General features: G+C 63.7%; 14 protein-coding genes. 6 read left to right on the top strand and 8 right to left on the bottom strand.

All coding sequences use genetic code 11. The features are described 5' to 3' along the window. The first annotated feature begins 172 nt into the window (after positions 1–172). Positions 173–454, top strand: coding sequence for a hypothetical protein (locus HFRIS_RS06900; RefSeq protein WP_006462564.1), 282 nt, complete (start codon positions 173–175; stop codon positions 452–454). Positions 455–601: 147 nt separating this feature from the next. On the opposite strand, the gene HFRIS_RS06895 is transcribed toward HFRIS_RS06900, so the two are convergent. From HFRIS_RS06895 to dapC, 8 genes are all read right to left on the bottom strand, one after another. Continuing rightward, the gene (locus HFRIS_RS06895) at positions 602–1,261 is read right to left on the bottom strand and encodes an amino acid ABC transporter permease (protein ID WP_006462563.1); all 660 of its coding nucleotides are present in this window, start codon (positions 1,259–1,261) and stop codon (positions 602–604) included. A gap of 93 nt (positions 1,262–1,354) precedes the next feature. Next, complete coding sequence (locus tag HFRIS_RS06890) at positions 1,355–2,158, bottom strand: cystine ABC transporter substrate-binding protein (RefSeq protein WP_006462562.1); 804 nt, start codon at positions 2,156–2,158, stop codon at positions 1,355–1,357. 135 nt (positions 2,159–2,293) lie between these two features. After that, the gene (locus tag HFRIS_RS06885; protein ID WP_006462561.1) at positions 2,294–4,279 is read right to left on the bottom strand and encodes an ATP-binding cassette domain-containing protein; all 1,986 of its coding nucleotides are present in this window, start codon (positions 4,277–4,279) and stop codon (positions 2,294–2,296) included. Positions 4,280–4,330: 51 nt separating this feature from the next. Continuing rightward, complete coding sequence (prmB, locus tag HFRIS_RS06880) at positions 4,331–5,221, bottom strand: 50S ribosomal protein L3 N(5)-glutamine methyltransferase (protein ID WP_039874848.1); 891 nt, start codon at positions 5,219–5,221, stop codon at positions 4,331–4,333. Between the two features lie 24 nt (positions 5,222–5,245). Then, on the bottom strand, positions 5,246–6,373 hold the full coding sequence (gene dapE, locus HFRIS_RS06875; protein WP_006462559.1) for a succinyl-diaminopimelate desuccinylase: 1,128 nt from the start codon (positions 6,371–6,373) through the stop codon (positions 5,246–5,248). Between the two features lie 2 nt (positions 6,374–6,375). Continuing rightward, positions 6,376–6,735 (bottom strand): ArsC family reductase, encoded by a 360-nt coding sequence (locus HFRIS_RS06870; RefSeq protein ID WP_006462558.1) that lies wholly within the window; start codon positions 6,733–6,735, stop codon positions 6,376–6,378. A 114-nt stretch (positions 6,736–6,849) separates the two neighbouring features. Next, positions 6,850–7,683 (bottom strand): 2,3,4,5-tetrahydropyridine-2,6-dicarboxylate N-succinyltransferase, encoded by an 834-nt coding sequence (gene dapD, locus HFRIS_RS06865; protein WP_006462557.1) that lies wholly within the window; start codon positions 7,681–7,683, stop codon positions 6,850–6,852. A gap of 58 nt (positions 7,684–7,741) precedes the next feature. Beyond that, positions 7,742–8,953 carry a succinyldiaminopimelate transaminase gene (gene dapC / locus HFRIS_RS06860; protein WP_006462556.1) on the bottom strand — a complete coding sequence of 404 codons (1,212 nt, stop codon included), beginning with the start codon at positions 8,951–8,953 and terminating at the stop codon, positions 7,742–7,744. 376 nt (positions 8,954–9,329) lie between these two features. Here dapC and HFRIS_RS06855 point away from each other — a divergent pair, with 376 nt between their 5' ends. The 5 genes from HFRIS_RS06855 to galU all read left to right on the top strand — a co-directional run bounded on the left by HFRIS_RS06855 (position 9,330) and on the right by galU (position 19,771). Further along, positions 9,330–11,105, top strand: coding sequence for a methyl-accepting chemotaxis protein (locus HFRIS_RS06855; protein ID WP_006462555.1), 1,776 nt, complete (start codon positions 9,330–9,332; stop codon positions 11,103–11,105). A gap of 211 nt (positions 11,106–11,316) precedes the next feature. After that, positions 11,317–14,847, top strand: a complete 3,531-nt coding sequence (smc, locus tag HFRIS_RS06850) for a chromosome segregation protein SMC (RefSeq protein ID WP_006462554.1) — start codon at positions 11,317–11,319, stop codon at positions 14,845–14,847. 453 nt (positions 14,848–15,300) lie between these two features. Then, positions 15,301–16,620 (top strand): cell division protein ZipA C-terminal FtsZ-binding domain-containing protein, encoded by a 1,320-nt coding sequence (locus tag HFRIS_RS06845; RefSeq protein WP_006462553.1) that lies wholly within the window; start codon positions 15,301–15,303, stop codon positions 16,618–16,620. A gap of 23 nt (positions 16,621–16,643) precedes the next feature. Continuing rightward, positions 16,644–18,761: an NAD-dependent DNA ligase LigA gene (gene ligA, locus HFRIS_RS06840; RefSeq protein WP_006462552.1), complete on the top strand. Its 2,118-nt coding sequence runs from the start codon at positions 16,644–16,646 to the stop codon at positions 18,759–18,761. Between the two features lie 119 nt (positions 18,762–18,880). Beyond that, positions 18,881–19,771 (top strand): UTP--glucose-1-phosphate uridylyltransferase GalU, encoded by an 891-nt coding sequence (gene galU, locus HFRIS_RS06835; RefSeq protein ID WP_039874777.1) that lies wholly within the window; start codon positions 18,881–18,883, stop codon positions 19,769–19,771. The last annotated feature ends 21 nt before the right edge of the window (positions 19,772–19,792 follow it).

Here is a 19,792-nt window from a genome sequence, read left to right as displayed (position 1 = left end):
GTCTTGGCGATTTTGAGCAAGTCGGGGCGGATGATCCATTACAAACTGTTACATACCTTACCTTAATCATCTTATACCATCGCGGCCTGCGGCCTACACTGGAATCAGGCAAGAAAGCCATGTCGTCAGGGCTTTCCCTTTTGATTCTCTGTCCTCGGAAAATACGCACATTATGAAGATTGCAGTCGTCAACAAGCTATGTCTGGCAGTGATGCTGGCGCTCGGTGTGGGAGCGGCCGCGTCGGCAGCCCCACCACAGGGTGGCCGGCCGATGCCGGGGCAGCCGGGCGACTTCCGTCAGCACGCGGGTGATTTCAACCCGCAGGATCACCGCAACCAGATCGCCAGCGATCAGGATCAGCGCCGCAACGGCAAGCTCAGCGCCGATGAACGGCGTGAACTGCGGCGCCAGATCAACGAAGTCGGTCAGGACATCTACCGCGTCAAACGCTAGCGCTGATTACTGATTCATGGATGTCGTCGGCACGGAAAGATTCCCGCCCCGATCCAGAAATGCGAAAAGCCCGGATGCACAACATTCGGGCTTTTTCACGTTCACTAACCGCAGTGATGGCTGCGTCTGCGCAAGGTCTTGCTCGACCTATATCTGGTGCGCCTTGCCCAGTTTCTTTTCCAGACGATGTTGCAGGGCCTCGAAACACAGGCTGAGCATCCAGTAGATCGCCGCTGCCGCCAGATAGAGCGGAAGCGGGCGGAAGGTCACGGCAATCACTTCCTTGGTGGCCAGCATCAGTTCCGTGACGGTAATGACGGAAACCAGCGAGGTATCCTTGATCAGGCTGATCAGGGTGTTGCTCATCGAGGGGACGGCGATGCGCACCGCCTGCGGCACGATGATGTAGCGCAAGGTCTGGAAATAGGTCAGCCCGACGCTGTAGGAGGCGTTCCACTGACCTCGGGTAACGCCCAGGATGGCACCGCGCAGGCTTTCCGACAGGTAAGCCCCGGCGTTCAGGCTCAGGGTCAGGACGCCGGCCGTCAGCGGCGAGAACTCGATGCCGATCCCCGGCAGGCCGTAATACACCACGAAGATCTGCACCAGCAAGGGCGTGCCGCGCATCATGCTGACGTAGAGCGCAGCCGGCCAGTGGATCGGGCGCCAGGGAACGATGCGCGCCACGGCCAGCACGAAACCCAGCACCAGTCCGCCCACCATGGACGCCAGTGCAAAAAGCAGGGTATAGCCCACGCCCTTGGCCAGGGTGGGGGCGGCTTGCTGTAGCAGTTCCAGGATTTCCATAGGCATTCGATATAAAAAATTATCCCCGCAATGCGGGGATAAGTCGGTCCGCCCGGTCAGTGCCGGTCGGCATGGGGCGCCGGTGAGCGCGCCTTATTGTGCTTTCGGCGGCTGGCTTACGTCAATGCCGAACCACTTCTCGGAAGCGGCCTTGAAGCTGCCATCGGCCTTGATGTCGGCCAGGGCCTTGTTCAGCGCGGCCTTGAATTCCGGGTTGCCCTTGCGGAAGGGAATGCCGATCTTGTCGACGGTGCCGATGGGGCTGCCGGCCTTCAAGGGCAGGTTGGTCGACTTCAGGATGTAGCCGACCAGGAGGCTGTCGTTCAAGGCGGCGTCGATGCGACCAGCGGCCAGGTCAGCCAGGTATTCCGGCGAACCCGGATAGGTGCGCACGTCGATGCCCGGCACGGCCTTGGCCTTCTGTTCGAAGTTGGTGCCCTGGCCCAGGCCGAGCTTCTTGCCCTTCAGGTCGTCCAGGCTCTTGAATTCGCGCTTTTCATCCTTGCGCACGATCAACTGGGCGCTGGAGAGGGTGTAGGGGTCGGAAAAGTCGAAGGCCTTCTGGCGTTCGTCGGTAATGCCCACCTGGTTGATGATGACGTCATACTTGCCCGCGCCCAGGCCTGCCAGGATGCCGCTCCATTCGGTGGTGGTGAAGACGGGTTTCACGCCCAGCTTGGCCGCCAGCAGCTTGGCCACGTCGACCTCGAAGCCGGTCAGCTCGCCCGTCTTGGCGTCCTTGAAGTTGAACGGCGGATAGTTGCCTTCCAGCGCCACTTTCAGGGTGCCGCTGCTCTTGACCGATTGCAGCAGGTCAGCTGCGGAAACGCTCAGGGAAGAGGCCAGCAGTGCAGCGCCAACGCCAGCCAGCAGCCATTGCTTGATGTTCTTGTTCATTTGTCGATTTCCTTTCGAAAACAATCGCCACGAAAATGCAGCCAGGTCGCCATGATGCCTTCGTTTTGCCGAACTGCAAGGGCAGGCTTAAGACTTTGATGTAGAAAGCTTATGCCGGCCCCCAGCCAGGCGGCATCAGGCCTGCAGTTGCTCCAGCGCTTCCTGCTGCTCCAGCCACTCGTTCTCCAACTGTTCGAGCTCCTTGCTGCAATAGGCCTGGTCAGTGATGAGCGTCTTCAGTTCTTCCTTGTTGGCCGCATCGTAGATATCGGCACTTCCCAGCCGCGCATCGATGTCAGCCTTGCGCGCATTGAGCTTGGCGATCTGTTCGTCCAGCCGCTTGATGCGCGTCTCAATGGGCTTCTTCAGCGCCGACATCTTCTGGCGCTGCTCGGCTTCCAGTCGCTTCTGCTCCTTGCGGTCCACGGTGCTGGCCGACGAAGCGGCGTCCGCCACCTGGCTGGCCGTGGGCAGGGGCGCTGCGGCAGCCGCATCATTGCGTGCGGCCAGCTTGGTCTTGAAGAGCCAGTCCTTGTAGTCGTCCAGGTCGCCGTCGAAGTCTTGCAGCTTGCCCTCGGCCACGATCAGGAACTGGTCGGTGGTGGCACGCAACAGGTGGCGATCGTGGGACACCAGGACCAGCGTACCTTCGAACTGCGCCAGGGCCATGGTCAGGGCTTCGCGGGTTTCCAGGTCGAGGTGGTTGGTCGGTTCGTCCAGCAGCAAAAGGTTGGGGCGCTGCCAGACGATCAGCGCCAGCGCCAGTCTCGCCTTTTCACCGCCCGAGAAGGGCGCGATGGAGGACGAGGCCATGGTGCCGTTGAAGTTGAAGCTGCCCAGGAAGTTGCGCAACTCCTGCTCGCGCACATCCGGCGCCAGTCGCGTCAGGTGCCACAGCGGCGATTCGTCATGGCGCAGCATCTCCACCTGGTGCTGGGCAAAGTAACCGATCACCAGCCCCTTGCCCAGGCGGGCCGTGCCGGACAAGGGATCGATCTCGCCTGCCACCGTCTTGATCAGCGTGGACTTGCCGGCGCCGTTGACGCCCAACAGGCCGATGCGCTGGCCGTTTTGCAGCGAAAAGTCGATGCCATGCACGATGATCTTGTCTTCATCCGGCGCGCCGTTCTTGCCCTCGATGTGATAGCCGGCATTGACCTTTTCCATCACCAGCAAGGGGTTGGGCGCCGACAGCGGTTCGCGGAACTCGAAGGAGAATTCGGCCGCCGCGCGCAGCGGCGCCAGTTCTTCCATCTTGGAGAGCGCCTTCATGCGGCTCTGCGCCTGGCGCGCCTTGGTGGCCTTGGCCTTGAAGCGGTCGATGAAGGATTGCAGGTGGGCGCGCTGGCGCTGCTGCTTCTCGATCATGCCGGCCATCAGTTCCAGCTGGGCCGCGCGCTGGCGCTCGAAGGCGCTGTAGTTGCCGGAATAACGCTTGAGCTTGCGATCATCGATATGAACGATGACATTGACCACGCCATCCAGGAAATCGCGATCGTGGGAAATGATCAGCAGGGTGCCCGGGTAGCGCTTCAACCAGTCTTCCAGCCAGATGATGGCATCCAGGTCCAGGTGGTTGGTCGGTTCGTCCAGCAGCAGCAGGTCGGACGGGCACATCAGCGCCTGTGCCAGGTTCAGGCGCATGCGCCAGCCGCCCGAGAAGCTGGCCACCGGCCGCGCCATCTGTTCCAGCGAAAAGCCCAGGCCCAGCAGCAACTGCTCGGCACGCGAGCGCACCGTATAGGCGTCGGCATCGGCCAGGGCGGTGTGCAGTTCGGCGATGTGGTTGCCGTCGTGCTTGTCATCGGGCTGCGCTTCGGCACGGGCCAGATCGGCTTCCAGCTGGCGCAGGTGGGCGTCGCCATCGATGGCGTATTCGATGGCCGGACGGTCCAGCGCCGGCGTTTCCTGCGCCACGTAGGCCATGCGCCAGCGTGCCGGGAAATCGATATTGCCTTGGTCGGCGTGCAATTCGCCACGCAGCATGGCGAACAGGCTGGACTTGCCGGCGCCATTGGCGCCGATCAGGCCGATCTTGTCGCCCGGGTTGAGCGTCAGGTCGACATTCTCCAGCAGCGGCTTGACGCCGCGCTGGAGGGATACTTGCTGGAAACGGATCATCGGTGATTCACAATCAGTGGAACGCGGTGGAGCAGGGCGGACTTCAGGGCATCAGCCCAGTTGCAGTTGTTCGGCCGTGACCAGGAACACCATGTCGTCACCGGCGCTGGTGGTCAGCCAGGTCAGTTCCAGTTCCGGGAAGGCGGCTTCGGCAAAGGCGCGTTCGTTGCCGATCTCGACCACCAGCACGCCTTCGGGCGTGAGACGTTCAGCGGCGCCAGCGACGATCTTGCGCACCAGGTCCATGCCATCCTCGCCGCCGGCCAGCGCCAGTTGCGGCTCGCGCAGGTATTCCTGCGGCAGCTTGGCCATGGAACCGGAATTCACATACGGCGGATTGCTGATGATCAGGTCGTACTTGCGGGCCGGCAGTTGGGTGTAGAGGTCCGACTCGACCAGGATGATGCGCTCCTGCAGCTGGTACTCGTCCACGTTCTTGCGCGCCACCGCCAGGGCATCGGCGGAGATATCGACGGCATCGATCTGCGCATGGGGGAAGGCGTCGGCCAGCAAGACCGGCAGACAGCCCGAACCGGTGCACAGGTCCAGCGCATTCACGATGGCTTCCGGGTCCTGGATCCACGGCGAGAAATGCTGCGGAATCAATTCGGCGATGAAGGAACGCGGTACGATCACGCGCTCATCGACGTAGAAGCGATAGGCACCCAGCCAGGCTTCGTTGGTGATGTAGGCGGCCGGCACGCGGTCCTTGCTGCGACGCTCGATCACGCGCATGACGGAGGCAATTTCCTCGGGCAGCAGACGCGCATCGAGGAAGGGATCGAGCTGGTCCAGCGGCAGCTTCAGCGTATGCAGGATCAGGTAGGCTGCCTCGTCCAGCGCATTGCTGCTGCCGTGACCGAAGAACAGTTGTTCGGTGTTGAAACGGGTCACGGCGTAGCGCAGCAGGTCGCGCACGGTGGAGAAATTGTTGGGGGTCATGATGTTCTCTTCAATGCCGGGCACTCAGGCCAGCAGGTTTTCCAGCGTCTTGCGGTAGATGTTCTTCAGGGGATCGATATAGCGCACCTCGATGTGCTCGTCGATCTTGTGGATGCTGTCGTTGGGCGGCCCGAACTCGATCACCTGCGGGCAGATCTGGGCGATGAAGCGGCCATCCGAGGTGCCGCCGGTGGTCGACAGTTCGGTCTCCAGCCCGGTCTCGTCCTTGATGGCCTTGGCCAGCGCATCCGACAGGTCGCCGCGCGGGGTCAGGAAGGGCAGGCCGCCGACCGTCCACTTCAGGTCGTATTCCAGGCCATGCTTGTCCAGGATGGCGTGCACGCGCTGCTGCAGGCCTTCCACGGTGCTGGCGGTGGAGAAGCGGAAATTGAAGTCGATCACCACTTCACCCGGGATCACATTGGAGGCACCGGTGCCGCCATGGATGTTGGAGACCTGCCAGGATGTCGGCAGGTAGTATTCATTGCCCGCATCCCACTGCTCGGCGACCAGCTCGGCCAGCGCCGGCGCGGCCTGGTGAATGGGGTTGCGCGCCAGTTGCGGATAGGCGATGTGGCCCTGGATGCCCTTGACCGTCAGCTTGCCCGACATGGTGCCGCGGCGGCCGTTCTTGATCATGTCGCCCAGGGTCTTGGCCGAGGTCGGCTCACCCACGATGCAGTAGTCCAGTTGCTCGCCACGTGCCTTCAGGGCATTGCAGACCACCACGGTGCCATCGATAGCCGGGCCTTCTTCATCGCTGGTGATGAGGAAGCCGATTGAGCCCCGATGATCCGGATGGGCCGCGGTGAACTCCTCACAGGCCACCACCATGGCGGCGATCGAGGTCTTCATGTCGGAGGCACCACGGCCATACAGGCGGCCCTCGCGCAGGGTCGGCTGGAACGGATGCGACTGCCACTTCTCCAGCGGGCCGGTGGGCACCACGTCGGTGTGGCCGGCGAAGACCACCAGCGGCTGGGCTGTTCCCTTGCGCGCCCACAGGTTGGTGACGTCGCCGGACTGGATGGTCTCGCAGACGAAGCCCAGAGGCGCGAGCAATTCGGCCAGCCGCGCCTGGCAGCCTTTGTCTTCAGGGGTGACGGAAGAAAGGGACATCAATTCCTGGGTCAGGGCCAGCGTCTTGCTCATGATCATTTCTCGAAAATGTGTTGATACTGATCGGCCTTGAAGCCGACGTGATAGTGCTTGCCATCGAAGAGCACCGGGCGCTTCACCACCGAGGGGTTTTCCACCATGAGTGCAACTGCGGCAGCGTCATCGGTGATGGCGGCCTTGCGTTCGTCGGGCAGGGCGCGCCAGGTGGTCCCCTTGCGGTTGACCAGCACGTCGCGCTCCACGTCCTTCAACCAGGCTTGCACCTGTGCGGCCTCCAGGCCGGCCTTCTTGAAATCGTGGAAATGGAAGGCGATCCCTTGCTCGTCCAGCCACACGCGGGCCTTCTTGACGGTGTCGCAGTTGGGGATGCCGTAGAGGGTGATCTTGTCGCTCATGCTCGTTCTCGCGCTTTGCAATCGGGGCCACTAGAACACGACGCCGCGCCGGTGTACGAGACGACCGGCGCGGCGCGTGGTGATGCAGGACTTCAATGAAGCCGCAAGGCGGGATTACTCGCCGCGCAGCAGTTCGTTGATGGAAGTCTTGGAACGGGTCTGGGCATCGACCTTCTTGACGATGATCGCGGCGTACAGGCTGTACTTGCCATCCTTGGAGGGCAGGTTGCCCGGTACCACCACGGAACCGGCCGGCACGCGGCCGTAATGCACTTCACCGGTTTCACGATCGTAGATCTTGGTGGACTGGCCGATGTACACGCCCATGGACAGCACCGAGTTTTCTTCGATGATGACGCCTTCGACCACTTCCGAACGGGCACCGATGAAGCAGTTGTCTTCGATGATGACCGGACCGGCCTGCACCGGCTCCAGCACGCCGCCGATGCCGACACCGCCGGACAGGTGAACGTTCTTGCCGATCTGCGCAGCCGAGCCGACGGTGGCCCAGGTGTCGACCATCGTGCCTTCATCGACATAGGCGCCGATGTTGACGTAGGAGGGCATCAGCACCACGTTGCGGCCGATGAAGGAACCGTGACGGGCCACAGCAGGCGGCACCACGCGGAAGCCACCCTTGGCGAAATCTTCGGCGGTGTAGTTGGCGAACTTGGTGGGCACCTTGTCGTAGAACTGCGGGTAGCCGGTACCGGCCGACATCGGCACGTTGTCTTCCAGGCGGAACGACAGCAGGATGGCCTTCTTCACCCATTGGTTGACTTCCCACTGGCCGACGCCTTGACGGTTGGCGACGCGCAGGGTGCCATCGTTCAGGCCTGCGATCACTTCGGCGACTGCATTGCGGATGTCGGCCGGAGCGCTCTTGGGGGACAGGCTGGCGCGGTCTTCCCACGCCTGATCGATGATTTGCTGAATGGACTGTGTCATGTTGGTATCTATGAACGGTTGGGTGAAAGGGGTATTGGTCTCGCTTGTCGGCGGGCTTTTAGCCCTGGCCGGCGAGTTTCTTGGTAAAGGCGACGATGCGTTGCGCCGCCTCCAGGCATTCCTCGACTTCGGCCACCAGCGCCATGCGGATGCGACCGGCGCCCGGATTGACGCCATGCGCCTCGCGCGCCAGGTAGCTGCCGGGCAGCACCGTGACATTATATTCGGCGTACAGGCGACGGGCGAATTCGGTGTCGCTGATGGCGACCAGCTTGTCGACCTTCGCCCAGAGGTAGAAGGCCGCGTCCGGCAGCGCGACGTCCAGCACTTCCTGCAACAGCGGGGTGACCTGCGAGAACTTGGTGACGTACTTGGCGATGTTGTCCTGGACGTGGGTCTCGTCCTTCCAGGCCTCTACCGACGCTGCCTGGATCACCGGGCTCATGGCGCCGCCATGGTAGGTGCGGTAGAGCAGGAATTTCTTCAGGATCGCCGCATCGCCGGCCACGAAGCCCGAGCGCATGCCCGGCACGTTGGAGCGCTTGGACAGGCTGGAAAACGCGATCAGGTTGCGGTAGTCGCGGCCCAGCTTGCGGGCGGCTTCCAGGCCACCCAGCGGCGGCTCCTGCTTGAAGTAGATTTCCGAATAGCACTCGTCGGAAGCGATCACGAAGCCATAGCGATCCGACAGGGCGAACAGTTCCTTCCAGTCTTCCAGCGTCAGCACCGCGCCCGTGGGGTTGCCGGGCGAGCAGACGAAGAGCAGCTGCACGCGCTCCCACACCTCCTGCGGCACCTGGCTGAAGTCCGGTGCAAAGTTGCGCGTCGGGTCGGAATTGACGAAGTACGGCTGGGCGCCGGCCAGGTAGGCCGAGCCTTCGTAGATCTGGTAGAACGGGTTGGGGCACATCACCAGCGCGCCAGGCCTGGTGGGGTCGATCACGGTCTGCGTCAGCGAGAACAGTGCCTCACGCGAACCATTGACCGGCAGGATTTCGGTGGCCGGATCAGGGCGCGGGATGCCATAGCGATTCTGCAGCCAGTCGGCAATCGCGCCGCGCAGGGCATCGCTGCCCAGCGTGGCCGGGTAGGAAGCCAGGCCGGCCAGGTTGTCGGTCAGCGCGCGCTTGATGAATTCCGGTGTCGGATGCTTGGGCTCGCCGATACCCAGGCTGATCGGACGATAGGCCGGATCGGGCGTGATGCCGGCGAAGAGCTTCTTGAGCTTTTCGAAGGGATAGGGCTGCAGTTGGTCGAGTAGGGGATTCACGTCGCTGGGGCTGGAGTAAAGCTGCCCGGGCCGGCAACTGGCCGGATCATCAGCGAGAACGCGATCATCAGGCAGGAAGGACGGCCACGGCAAAGGGCTGGGAAAGCTTGCGATTATACCGTCATTGCCGCGCCGATGGTCGCCTGGCGAATTGATACGATGACATGCATGAGAGACAAGAGCTCGGGTTGCCGGAAAGCGGGCTGCGCAGGTGTTCAGTCCATGTCGCGGCCACGTTATGAAATGTGCAATCCCGAAAATCAGGCCTGCGTAGCGGGTGTATTCAGCGGATTGTCAGCAAGCTTTCGGGGGTATTGTGGGCGCTCGCCAAAACTGGCCGGCTCACAAGGCTGGCACTGAACCCCGGAGAACAAGAATGAAAAGCCTAAAGGCGCAGCTACTGTCTGCGCTGGTCGTGATGTGGGTAGGTCTGTTGCTGCTGGCCGCCTGGTCGGCCTTCAGCGCCCGTGAAAACATGATGGACGAACGCAAGGATGGTCTGCGCCGCGTGGTGGAGGCCGCCAATGGGGTGGTCAACAGCTATGTGGCCGATGTCGCCGCTGGCAAGCTCTCCAAGGAAGAGGCGCAGAAAAGCGCGCTGGAGCGCATCGGCGCCATGCGTTACGACGGCGACAACTACCTGTTCATCTTCGATTCCAGGCCGGTGGTGTTGATGTTGCCCTCCAACAAGGCCATGATCGGCAAGAACGTGGCCGATCGCAAGGATTCCGAGGGCAAGGCCTATTACGTCGAGATGATGAAGGTCGGCCAGGAAAAGCAGCAAGGATTCGTCCAGTACATGGGGCGCCTGCCCGGTACCGATGACAGCAACCGCACTCCCAAGATGAGCTATGTCGTGCACAACAAGACCTGGGACTGGTTCATCGTCACCGGCGTGTTCCTGAGCGACGTACAGGCACAGTTCCGCAGCGACCTGCTCAGGCTGATGGGCATCCTGCTGGTGGTGGGGGTGGTGGTGTCGGTGATGATGCTGGCCATCATCCGCCGCATCACCGGCAGCCTGGGCGGCGAGCCGGCCTATGCGGTGGCCATCGCCACCCGCATCGCCAACGGCGACCTGACCGTGAAGGTCGATACCCGGCCCGGTGACCAGCGCAGCCTGCTCTACGAGATGGCGACCATGCGCGAACGCCTGGCCGGGGTGATCAAGGGCATCCGCCAGGGCACCGATGCCATCGACGTCGGTGCGCACGAGATCGCGGCCGGCAACCTGGACCTGTCTTCGCGTACCGAAGAGCAGGCTGGTTCACTGGCGACCACCGCGTCCAACATGGATTCGCTGACCGCCACCGTGAAGCAGAACGCCGACAACGCCCGCCAGGCCGGGCAACTGGCCAACAACGCTTCGGAAATCGCCCAGCGCGGGGGCGAGGTCGTGGGGCAGGTAGTGCAGACCATGGAAGGGATTACTGAAAGTTCGCGCAAGATTTCGGACATCATCGGCGTCATCGATGGCATTGCCTTCCAGACCAATATCCTGGCCCTGAATGCCGCGGTCGAGGCGGCCCGGGCCGGCGAGCAGGGCCGCGGCTTTGCGGTGGTGGCCTCCGAGGTGCGCTCGCTGGCCCAGCGTAGCGCCCAGGCCGCCAAGGAAATCAAGGCCCTGATCGAGGATTCGGTGCAGCGCGTGGGCAGTGGCTCCGACCAGGTGGCCCGCGCCGGTGAAACCATGGGCGAGGTGGTCTCGGCGGTGCATCGCCTGACCGATATCGTCAGTGAAATCTCGGCCGCTTCCGAAGAGCAGCGCCGCGGCATCGAACAGGTCAACCTGGCCATTGGCGAGATGGACCAGGTGACCCAGCAGAATGCGGCTCTGGTCGAGGAAGCCGCCGCAGCAGCCGGCTCGCTGGAAGAGCAGGCGCGACGCCTGAAGGCGGCCGTGGCCACCTTCCAGGTCGAAGGCGAGGCCTCCGCCGCGGAAGCTGCTGCGCGCCCGGTCCCGGCAATGGCGGCCAAGCCGGCGTCCGCTCCGGCCTTCAAGCCGACCCCGAAGCTGACGCCGAAGGCGGCCGCTCCGGCGAACCCGGCAGCCCCCGTCAAGGCAGCTGCGCTGGCCATGCCGGTGGCCAAGCCGGCCGCCGGGAAGAAGCCGGCGCCCACCGGCGATGATGGCGACTGGGAAACCTTCTGATCCTTGCCGCCGCCGTAGGTAGTGCTTGACGCTGTGCCAATGCAAGTCGGCGCAGCGTTTTTCATTGGGCGAGGAAGGGGCGGCGACAGCGCCGGCCAGGGCTCGGAGGAGGGCCGTTTTTGGCCGTGGCGGGGGCTGGCGATGTTATGATACCGGCCTTCCCGGAAGCAAAATTCCCGCTTTCCCTCAATTGTTCTAATTTGTCGATAACGTGCGTCTAACTTCCATCAAATTATCTGGATTCAAGTCCTTCGTCGAGCCTACGCATTTCCAGGTTCCGGGGCAGCTGGTAGGCGTGGTCGGACCCAACGGCTGCGGCAAATCCAACATCATCGACGCCGTGCGCTGGGTGCTGGGCGAGTCCAAGGCTTCGGAACTGCGCGGCGAGTCGATGCAGGACGTCATCTTCAACGGCTCCACCCACCGCAAGCCGGCCGGGCGCGCCTCGGTCGAACTGGTGTTCGACAATTCCGCCGGCAAGGCTGCCGGCCAGTGGGGGCAATACGCCGAGATCGCCGTCAAGCGCACCCTGACCCGCGACGGTACTTCGTCCTACTACATCAACAACCAGTCGGTGCGTCGCCGCGACATCCAGGACATCTTCCTCGGTACCGGCCTGGGCCCGCGCGCCTACGCCATCATCGGTCAGGGCATGATCTCGCGCATCATCGAAGCGCGTCCCGAAGAGCTGCGCATCTTCCTGGAAGAAGCCGCCGGCGTCTCCAAGTACAAGGAGCGCCGCCGCGAGACCGAGAACCGCCTGCACGACACCACCGAAAACCTGACCCGCCTGGAAGACATCCTGCGCGAGCTCAACGCCAACCTGGAAAAGCTGGAAGCCCAGGCCGCCGTGGCCAAGAAATTCCATGAGCTGCAGAACGATCAGGAAGAAAAGCAGAAGCTGCTGTGGCTGCTGCGCAAGAACGAAGCCAAGGCCGAGCAGGAAAAGTTCTTCAAGGAAATCGAACGCGCCCAGATCGACCTGGAAGAGCAGACCGCCAAGCTGCGCCACGTCGAGACCGAACTGGAGCACATGCGCCAGGCCCACTATGGCGCCGGCGACCGCCTGCACCAGGCGCAGGGTCATCTGTACCAGACCAACTCCGAGATCGGCAGCCTGGAAGCGCAGATCAAGTTCGTCATCGAATCGCGCAACCGCCTGCAGGCCCAGTTGAACTCCCTGGGCGCGCAGCGTGACCAGTGGCAGCGCCAGGGCACGCAGCAGCAGGAAGAATTGGCCGAGGCCGAAATCCAGCTGGAAGAATTCGGCATGCGCGTGGAGCAGGCCCAGCACGCCGTGCAGGACAGCAGCGACCGCCTGCCCTCGCTGGAAGCCGCCTGGCGCGAGTCGCAGCTGAAGACCACCGAATCGCGCGGCAAGATCATGCAGGTGCAGCAGCAGATCGAGCTGCAATCGACGCATCAGCGCAATGCCTCCAACATCCTCTCCGGCCTTGCGGTGCGCCGCGAGCGGCTGATGCAGGAAAAGAATGGCATGGCCCTGCCCGACGAGACGCACCTGTCCAACCTGCGCATGCAGCTGGAAGAGAAGCAGGCCTCGCTGGAAGAGGCCAGCATGTATCTGGAAGAGGCGCAGGAGCAGTTGCCGCGCCTGGAAGAAGAGCGCCGCACTGCCCAGGAACTGGTGAGCAAGGAAACCTCGGCCAACGCCCAGCTGGAAGCACGCCTGAGCGCCCTGAAGCAATTGCAGGAAAGCGTGCAGGCGCAAGGCAAGGTCCAGCCCTGGCTGGAAAAGCACGGCCTGGCCGAACTGCCGCGCCTGTGGCAGAAGCTGCACATCGAATCCGGCTGGGAGACCGCGCTGGAAGCGGTGCTGCGCGAGCGCATGTCGGCCCTGGAAATGTCCAACCTGGACTGGGCCAAGGCCTTCTTCAGCGATGCACCGCCGGCCAAGCTGGCGCTGTACGCCCCCAATGCCGGGCTGGCCCAGCCGGACGCGCAGCCGGTCGCCGGTCTGAAGCCCTTCGTGGGCCTGCTGCAGCTGAACGATCCGGGCCTGCGCGCCCTGATGAACGACTGGCTCAACCACATCTACATCGCCGACGACACGGCTACCGCCTTTGCCGAACGTTCGAAGCTGCCGCTGGGTGGCCTCTTCGTGACCCGTCAGGGCCATGTGGTGAGCAATTCCAGCGTACGTTTCTATGCCTCCGATTCGGAGCAGGACGGCATGCTGGCGCGCCAGCAGGAAATCGAGAACATCACCAAGCAGCAGCGCGCCCAGTCCATGCTGGCCGAGGAAGCCAAGGGCCGCGCCGTGCGCGCCGAGGCCGCTCTGTCGGGCGCCTCGCAGCGCCTGCAGGAACTGCGCCAGCGCGTCAATTCGCTGACCCAGTCGGCGCATAGCCTGCAGATCGAGGTAATGAAGCTGGCCGAGGTGCAGGAGCGCTTCAACCAGCGCAGCACCCAGATCGCCACCGACCTGGAAGAAATCGGCATGCAGGAAGCCGAGCAGCAGCAGGTCCAGGCCGAATCCGAGGCGCGCTTCGAGGAACTCGATATCGAACTGGCCGAGCTGCAGGAGCAGCACGAAAACGGCCAGACCGATTACCTCAACAAGGAGCAGCAGCTCAACGACGCCCGCACCCGCCTGCGCGAGCTGGAGCGTGCGGCCCAGGAGACCGAGTTCGCCGAGAAGTCGCATCGCAACAAGATCGAGGAATTGAAGCGCGGTATCGCCACCGCCCTGGAACAGGCGGCGCAATTGTTCGCCAGCATGCAGCAAGGCTCGCTGGAGCTGGAAAGCCTGGACGACCAGGCCGCCCAGGCCGGCCTGCAGGAGTTGCTGGACCGTCGCAGCGAGCAGGAACGCGCACTGGCCGATGCCCGTCACGAACTGGACCAGCTGTCCCAGCAATTACGCTCGCATGAAGAAAGCCGCATGCAGGCCGAACGCAGCCTGCAGCCGCAGCGCGACCGCATCACCGAACTGCAGCTGAAGGAACAGGCCGCGCGCCTGAACCAGGAACAGTTCTCCGAAGCCCTGGCCCAGACCCAGGCTGACGAGGCCGCGCTGTCGGAGAAACTGACCAGCGACATGCGCCCGTCCTACCTGCAAGGCGAAGTGACCCGCCTGACCAATGCCATCGCGGCACTGGGTGCGGTCAACCTGGCCGCGCTGGATGAACTGGCCACGGCTTCCGAGCGCAAGCACTTCCTGGATGCGCAGCATGCCGACCTGAACGAAGCCATTACCACCCTGCAGGATGCGATCCACAAGATCGACATGGAAACCCGCGACCTGCTGCAAGACACCTTCGACAAGGTCAATCACCACTTCTCGGAGCTGTTCCCGGTGCTCTTCGGGGGCGGCCAGGCCAAGCTCATCATGACTGGCGACGAGATCCTGGATTCCGGCGTGCAGGTCATGGCGCAGCCGCCGGGCAAGAAGAACGCCACCATCCACCTGCTCTCGGGTGGCGAGAAGGCACTGACGGCGACCGCACTGGTGTTTTCCATGTTCCAGCTGAACCCGGCGCCGTTCTGCTTGCTCGACGAGGTCGACGCGCCGCTGGACGATGCCAACACCGAACGCTTCGCCAACATGGTCAAGCGCATGTCCGACCATACCCAGTTCCTGTTCATCTCCCACAACAAGATCGCCATGGAAATGGCGCAGCAGCTGATCGGGGTGACCATGCAGGAGCAGGGCGTGTCGCGCATCGTGGCGGTGGACATGGAGTCGGCCGCCAACTTCTCCAGCGCCGAGCAGGCGGCCTGATGTCGGGTGCGGGATGCCTTTTGCTAGCAGTGCCAAGGTCTTTGTCGGCTTGACAAGCAGGGGGCGCGACCGTACCCTGAAAAACTTGTCGACCGGCCCGGTCCGGGCGTCTGCCCAGCCGGTGTCGGGTCGGCGCTGCGTTTGCCGCAGCGTTCGCAGTAGCTTCGATTCTCGGCCCCCACGGGCCATGGAAAAATAACAATATCTTGACCGCGATCTTGCCGTACTCCTTCCGTCCGACGCGCCCGATGTCCGCCTGCCTGGCCGACGCCGATGGCGGCGCAGCAATGCCGAGCGTGGCAGCGGCGGACGCGCATGTACCGGCGGCCGCGGTCGGCCTTCTTGGATTGATAGGATTCGGATTTCTTCGATGAGCAGCTTCTCCCAGCCGACCATGCCCTGCGGCGCCCATGATGGCGCCCCCCAGCCAGATAGCCTGAAAGGTCGTGCAGCATGATGATGGATCTCCAGACCAGCCTGATCATTCTCGGCGGCGTCTTCGTCGTCGGTGTCATCTCCTACAACAAATGGCAGGAACACAAGGCGCGCAAGACCGTCGAGCGCGCCTTCTCTTCGTCCCATGACGATGTGCTGATGTCGCCGGACGAGCCCTCGGCCATTGAACCGGTGTTCGCCGCGCCGCAGGGCGAGCGTGCCGCTGCCGGCCCCTCGGCCCTGGCCGAGGAAACGGCCGAGCGCACCGAGCCCTCCCTCTACGATATTCCCGAGCGCAAGCCCGTGCCGGCGCCGGTGAAGGCTTACCAGGACCAGGCCGAGTTCGAGCCGCGTGAACCCTTCCTGGGCGAGCCGCCGGCCGGCGAGCTGCCCCGCGTCGCCGACGAGGCGGTGCTGGGCGAGGCCCTGGCGCAAGCCCCGCAATCGACCGTGGCCCAGGTCATCGCCGGTGCCGAAGACCAGATCGAAGCCGCGCCCGCCTTCACGCCGCCGCCCGAAATGCAGGCGCGCCTGGCGCCGCGCCGCGAGCTACCGGTCGATGAACTCATCGACTGCAACATCCCCATCGCCCTGGACAACCCCCTGCGCGGCGACAAGCTGCTGCCGCTGCTGCAGAACCTGCGCCATGTCGGCAACAAGCCGGTGCACTTCATCGGCCGCACCGCCGAGGGCGACTGGGAAGCCGTGGCCCATGGCGGCATCTACACCGCGTTGCTGGCCGGTGCGCAGCTGGCCAACCGCAGCAATGCCCTCAACGAAATCGAATACTCGGAACTGGTCATGCGCCTGCGTGACCTGACCGATTCGCTCTCGGGCGAACCGGAACTGCCGGACATGCCCGACGTGATCCGTACCGCCCAGGCGCTGCACCAGTTCATCGCCGACCATGATGTCCAGCTGTCGGTGAATGTGCGCTCGCAAGGCGCGCCGTGGAGCCTGGCGACGCTGCTGGCGGCGCTGACCCGTCAGGGCTTCGACCGTCGCACCGAAGGCTTCCTGGTGATGCAGGACGGCGAGGGCGAAGTACTGTTCGCTCTCTCCACCAATGCCACGCCGACCGACGAGACCACCGACCGCCTGACGCTGCTGCTGGACGTGCCGCGGGTGTCCCCGGCACGTGACGGCTATGGCGCCCTGGTGGCCTGCGCCCGTTCGCTGGCGCAGCGCCTGGGTGGCGTGATCGTCGACGACAGCGACCAGCCCCTTTCCGATGAAGCCCTGGCCGATATCGCCGAACAGGTCGCCGCCTTCTACAGCGCCATGGAATCGGCCGAGATCGCAGCCGGCTCCACCCGTGCCTTGCGCCTGTTCAGCTAAGGCCCCGTTCCTACTCCTCCACGATGCAAGCAGATCTGTTTTCCGCCGGCCGGCCCCCCCAAGGGGCGCCGGACTGGCTGGTGCGCGCCTTCACGCTGCGCGCCGACCTGAACCGCCATAACCACAGTTACTACGTGCTGGACCAGCCGAGCATTCCGGATGCCGAATACGACCGGCTGTTCCAGGAACTGCAGGCGCTGGAAACCGCCCACCCCGAACTGCTCACCCCCGATTCCCCCACCCAGCGCGTCGGGGCCGGACCCTTGCCGCAATTCGAGCCGGTGCGCCATGAGGTGCCGATGCTGTCGCTGGGCAATGGCTTTTCCGATGAAGACATCGAAGCCTTCGATAAGCGGGTGCGCGACGGGCTGGAAAGCCTGCAGGAAGTGCGCTATGCCACCGAGCTGAAGTTCGACGGCCTGGCCATCAGCCTGCGTTACGAAAACGGCGTGCTGGTCCAGGCTGCCACGCGGGGCGACGGTACGACCGGCGAAAACGTCACCGCCAACATCCGCACAGTGCGCGCCATTCCCCTGCGCTTGCATGGCGAACAGGTGCCGCAGGTGATCGACGTACGCGGCGAAGTGCTGATGTACAAGAGCGATTTCGCCCGCCTGAACCAGCGCCAGCGCGATGCTGGGCAGAAGGAGTTTGCCAACCCCCGCAATGCCGCTGCCGGCAGCCTGCGCCAGCTGGATTCGCGCATCACCGCCCAGCGCACGCTGCGCTTCTTCGCCTATGGCATCGGCGTGCTGGAAGGTGCCGAGATGCCGGCTTCGCATTCGGCCCTGCTGGACTGGTACCAGGAACTGGGCCTGCCGGTGTGCAAGGAGCGCGCCGTGGTCACGGGTGCGGCCGGGCTGCTGGATTTCTTCCGCGGCATCGGCGCCAAGCGCGACAGCCTGCCCTACGAGATCGACGGCGTGGTCTACAAGGTGGACCGCCTGGATCAGCAAAAATACCTGGGCTTCGTCTCGCGCGCGCCGCGCTTTGCGCTGGCCCATAAATTCCCGGCGCAGGAAGCGCTGACCGTGGTGCAGGACATCGAGGTGCAGGTCGGTCGCACCGGAGCCATCACGCCGGTGGCCCGACTCAATCCGGTCTTCGTGGGCGGCGTCACCGTCACCAATGCCACCCTGCATAACGAGGACGAGGTGCGCCGCAAGGACATCCAGATCGGCGACACCGTCATCGTGCGGCGTGCCGGCGACGTGATCCCGGAAGTGGTCGCCTATGTGCCCGAGAAGCGTCCGGCCGACGCGCGCGCCTTCGTCATGCCGACGGCCTGCCCGGTGTGCGGCTCGCCCATCGTGCGTGCCGAGGATGAGGCGGTGGCGCGTTGCTCCGGGGGCTGGCTCAAGTGTGCCGCCCAGCGCAAGGGCGGCCTGCAGCACTTCGCCTCGCGTCGCGCCATGGATATCGAGGGCCTGGGTGAGCAACTGGTGGAACAACTGGTTGATCGCAAGGTGGTCAACACCCCGGCCGACCTCTATCGGCTGGGTCTGTCGGCACTGTCCGAACTGGACCGCATGGCCGAGAAATCGGCACAGAACGTGCTGGACGCACTGCAGAAGTCCAAGACCACCACGCTGGCGCGCTTCATCTATGCGCTGGGCATCCGTCACGTGGGCGAGGCCACAGCCAAGGAGCTGGCACGCCATTTCGGCGGCATCGACAAGCTGCTGGTGGCCAGCGAAGAGCAATTGCTGGAAGTGGCCGACATCGGCCCGGTGGTGGCCAGTTCGCTGCGCGCCTTCTTCAGTGATCCGCTCAACGTGGAACTGGTCGAGCAATTGCGCGCAGTCGGCGTACACTGGCCCGAAAGTGCAGGTGTGGAGGCCGGTGCCAAGCACCTGGCCGGCAAGACCTTCGTGTTGACCGGCAGCCTGCCCAATCTCTCCCGCGACCAGGCTTCGCAGTTGATCGAGGCGGCCGGCGGCAAGGTGTCGGGCTCGGTGTCCAAGAAGACCAGCTACGTGGTGGCCGGCGCCGACGCCGGCAGCAAGCTGGCCAAGGCCGAAGAGCTGGGGCTGACCATCCTGGACGAGGACGCTCTGAAGGCACTGTGTGCAGGCGAGGGTGGTGCGGGCGATGCGGACAGTGAAGGCGGCGACGCTGACAACGCTGACAACCCGGCGTAATTACCTTGTCTTTTTATTCATATACAATGCGCCACCATTACATTCCCGTTCAGTCGGGGCTGCTCTGCCAAAGCAGACGATAACGCACTACCAAGACCCATTCCTACCTCGGAGTCATGATGATCAAGAAGATCAAGAAAGCCGTCTTTCCCGTCGCCGGTCTCGGCAGCCGCTTCCTGCCCGCCACCAAGGCACAGCCCAAGGAAATGCTGCCCATCGTCGACAAGCCGCTGATCCATTACGCTGTCGAAGAGGCGGTGGCCGCCGGCATCACCGAGATGGTGTTCATCACTGGCCGCAACAAGCGCGCCATCGAAGACCACTTCGACAAGGCCTATGAACTGGAAAGCGAACTGGAAGCGGCCGGCAAGAAGAAGCTGCTGGAAATCGTCCAGAACGTGGTACCCAAGAACGTCAATTGCATCTTCATCCGCCAGTCCGAACCACTGGGCCTGGGCCACGCCGTGCTGTGCGCGCGTCCGGTGGTGGGCGAGGAACCTTTCGCCATCCTGCTGGCCGACGACTTCATGGATACCGACGACGGTGTCAAGCCGGTGCTGGCGCAGATGACCGACATCTATGCCCGCGAAGGCATGAGCATGCTGGCCGTGCAGGAAGTGCCCAAGAGCGATACCCGCCAATACGGTATCGTCAGTGCCACGCCTTACCAGCCCGATCTGGAACGCATCAACGCCATCGTCGAGAAGCCGGCGCCGGAAGAGGCACCGTCCACGCTGGCGGTGGTGGGTCGCTATGTGCTCAACAGCCGCATCTTCCACTACCTGGAAAACATCCCCCGCGGTGCCGGCGGCGAAATCCAGCTGACCGACGGCATCGCCAAGCTGATGCAGGCTGAGTCGGTACTGGCCTATCGCTATCAGGGCCAGCGCTATGATTGCGGTTCCAAGCTGGGTTACCTGAAGGCCATGGTGGCCATGGGCCTGAAGCATCCGGAAACCGGCCCGGCCTTTTCCGAGTACCTGCAGGAAGTGGCGAACAAGCAGCGCTGAAGATGAGCTCGCATGGCGCGA

The sequence above is a fragment of the Herbaspirillum frisingense GSF30 genome (assembly GCF_000300975.2).
In the GTDB taxonomy this organism is placed as follows: domain Bacteria; phylum Pseudomonadota; class Gammaproteobacteria; order Burkholderiales; family Burkholderiaceae_D; genus Herbaspirillum; species Herbaspirillum frisingense.
The sequence above is the reverse complement of the archived record's forward strand: the minus strand, read 5'-3'. Positions and strand labels throughout refer to the sequence as shown.

Coding starts and splice junctions, on each gene's coding strand:
- prmB (WP_039874848.1), bottom strand. CDS start 5,221: ATGACCCCCAACAATTTCTCCACCGTGCGCGACCTGCTGCGCTACGCC.
- dapD (WP_006462557.1), bottom strand. CDS start 7,683: ATGACACAGTCCATTCAGCAAATCATCGATCAGGCGTGGGAAGACCGC.
- HFRIS_RS06890 (WP_006462562.1), bottom strand. CDS start 2,158: ATGAACAAGAACATCAAGCAATGGCTGCTGGCTGGCGTTGGCGCTGCA.
- HFRIS_RS06895 (WP_006462563.1), bottom strand. CDS start 1,261: ATGGAAATCCTGGAACTGCTACAGCAAGCCGCCCCCACCCTGGCCAAG.
- HFRIS_RS06870 (WP_006462558.1), bottom strand. CDS start 6,735: ATGAGCGACAAGATCACCCTCTACGGCATCCCCAACTGCGACACCGTC.
- galU (WP_039874777.1), top strand. CDS start 18,881: ATGATCAAGAAGATCAAGAAAGCCGTCTTTCCCGTCGCCGGTCTCGGC.
- ligA (WP_006462552.1), top strand. CDS start 16,644: ATGCAAGCAGATCTGTTTTCCGCCGGCCGGCCCCCCCAAGGGGCGCCG.
- HFRIS_RS06900 (WP_006462564.1), top strand. CDS start 173: ATGAAGATTGCAGTCGTCAACAAGCTATGTCTGGCAGTGATGCTGGCG.
- HFRIS_RS06855 (WP_006462555.1), top strand. CDS start 9,330: ATGAAAAGCCTAAAGGCGCAGCTACTGTCTGCGCTGGTCGTGATGTGG.
- dapE (WP_006462559.1), bottom strand. CDS start 6,373: ATGAGCAAGACGCTGGCCCTGACCCAGGAATTGATGTCCCTTTCTTCC.
- HFRIS_RS06845 (WP_006462553.1), top strand. CDS start 15,301: ATGATGATGGATCTCCAGACCAGCCTGATCATTCTCGGCGGCGTCTTC.
- HFRIS_RS06885 (WP_006462561.1), bottom strand. CDS start 4,279: ATGATCCGTTTCCAGCAAGTATCCCTCCAGCGCGGCGTCAAGCCGCTG.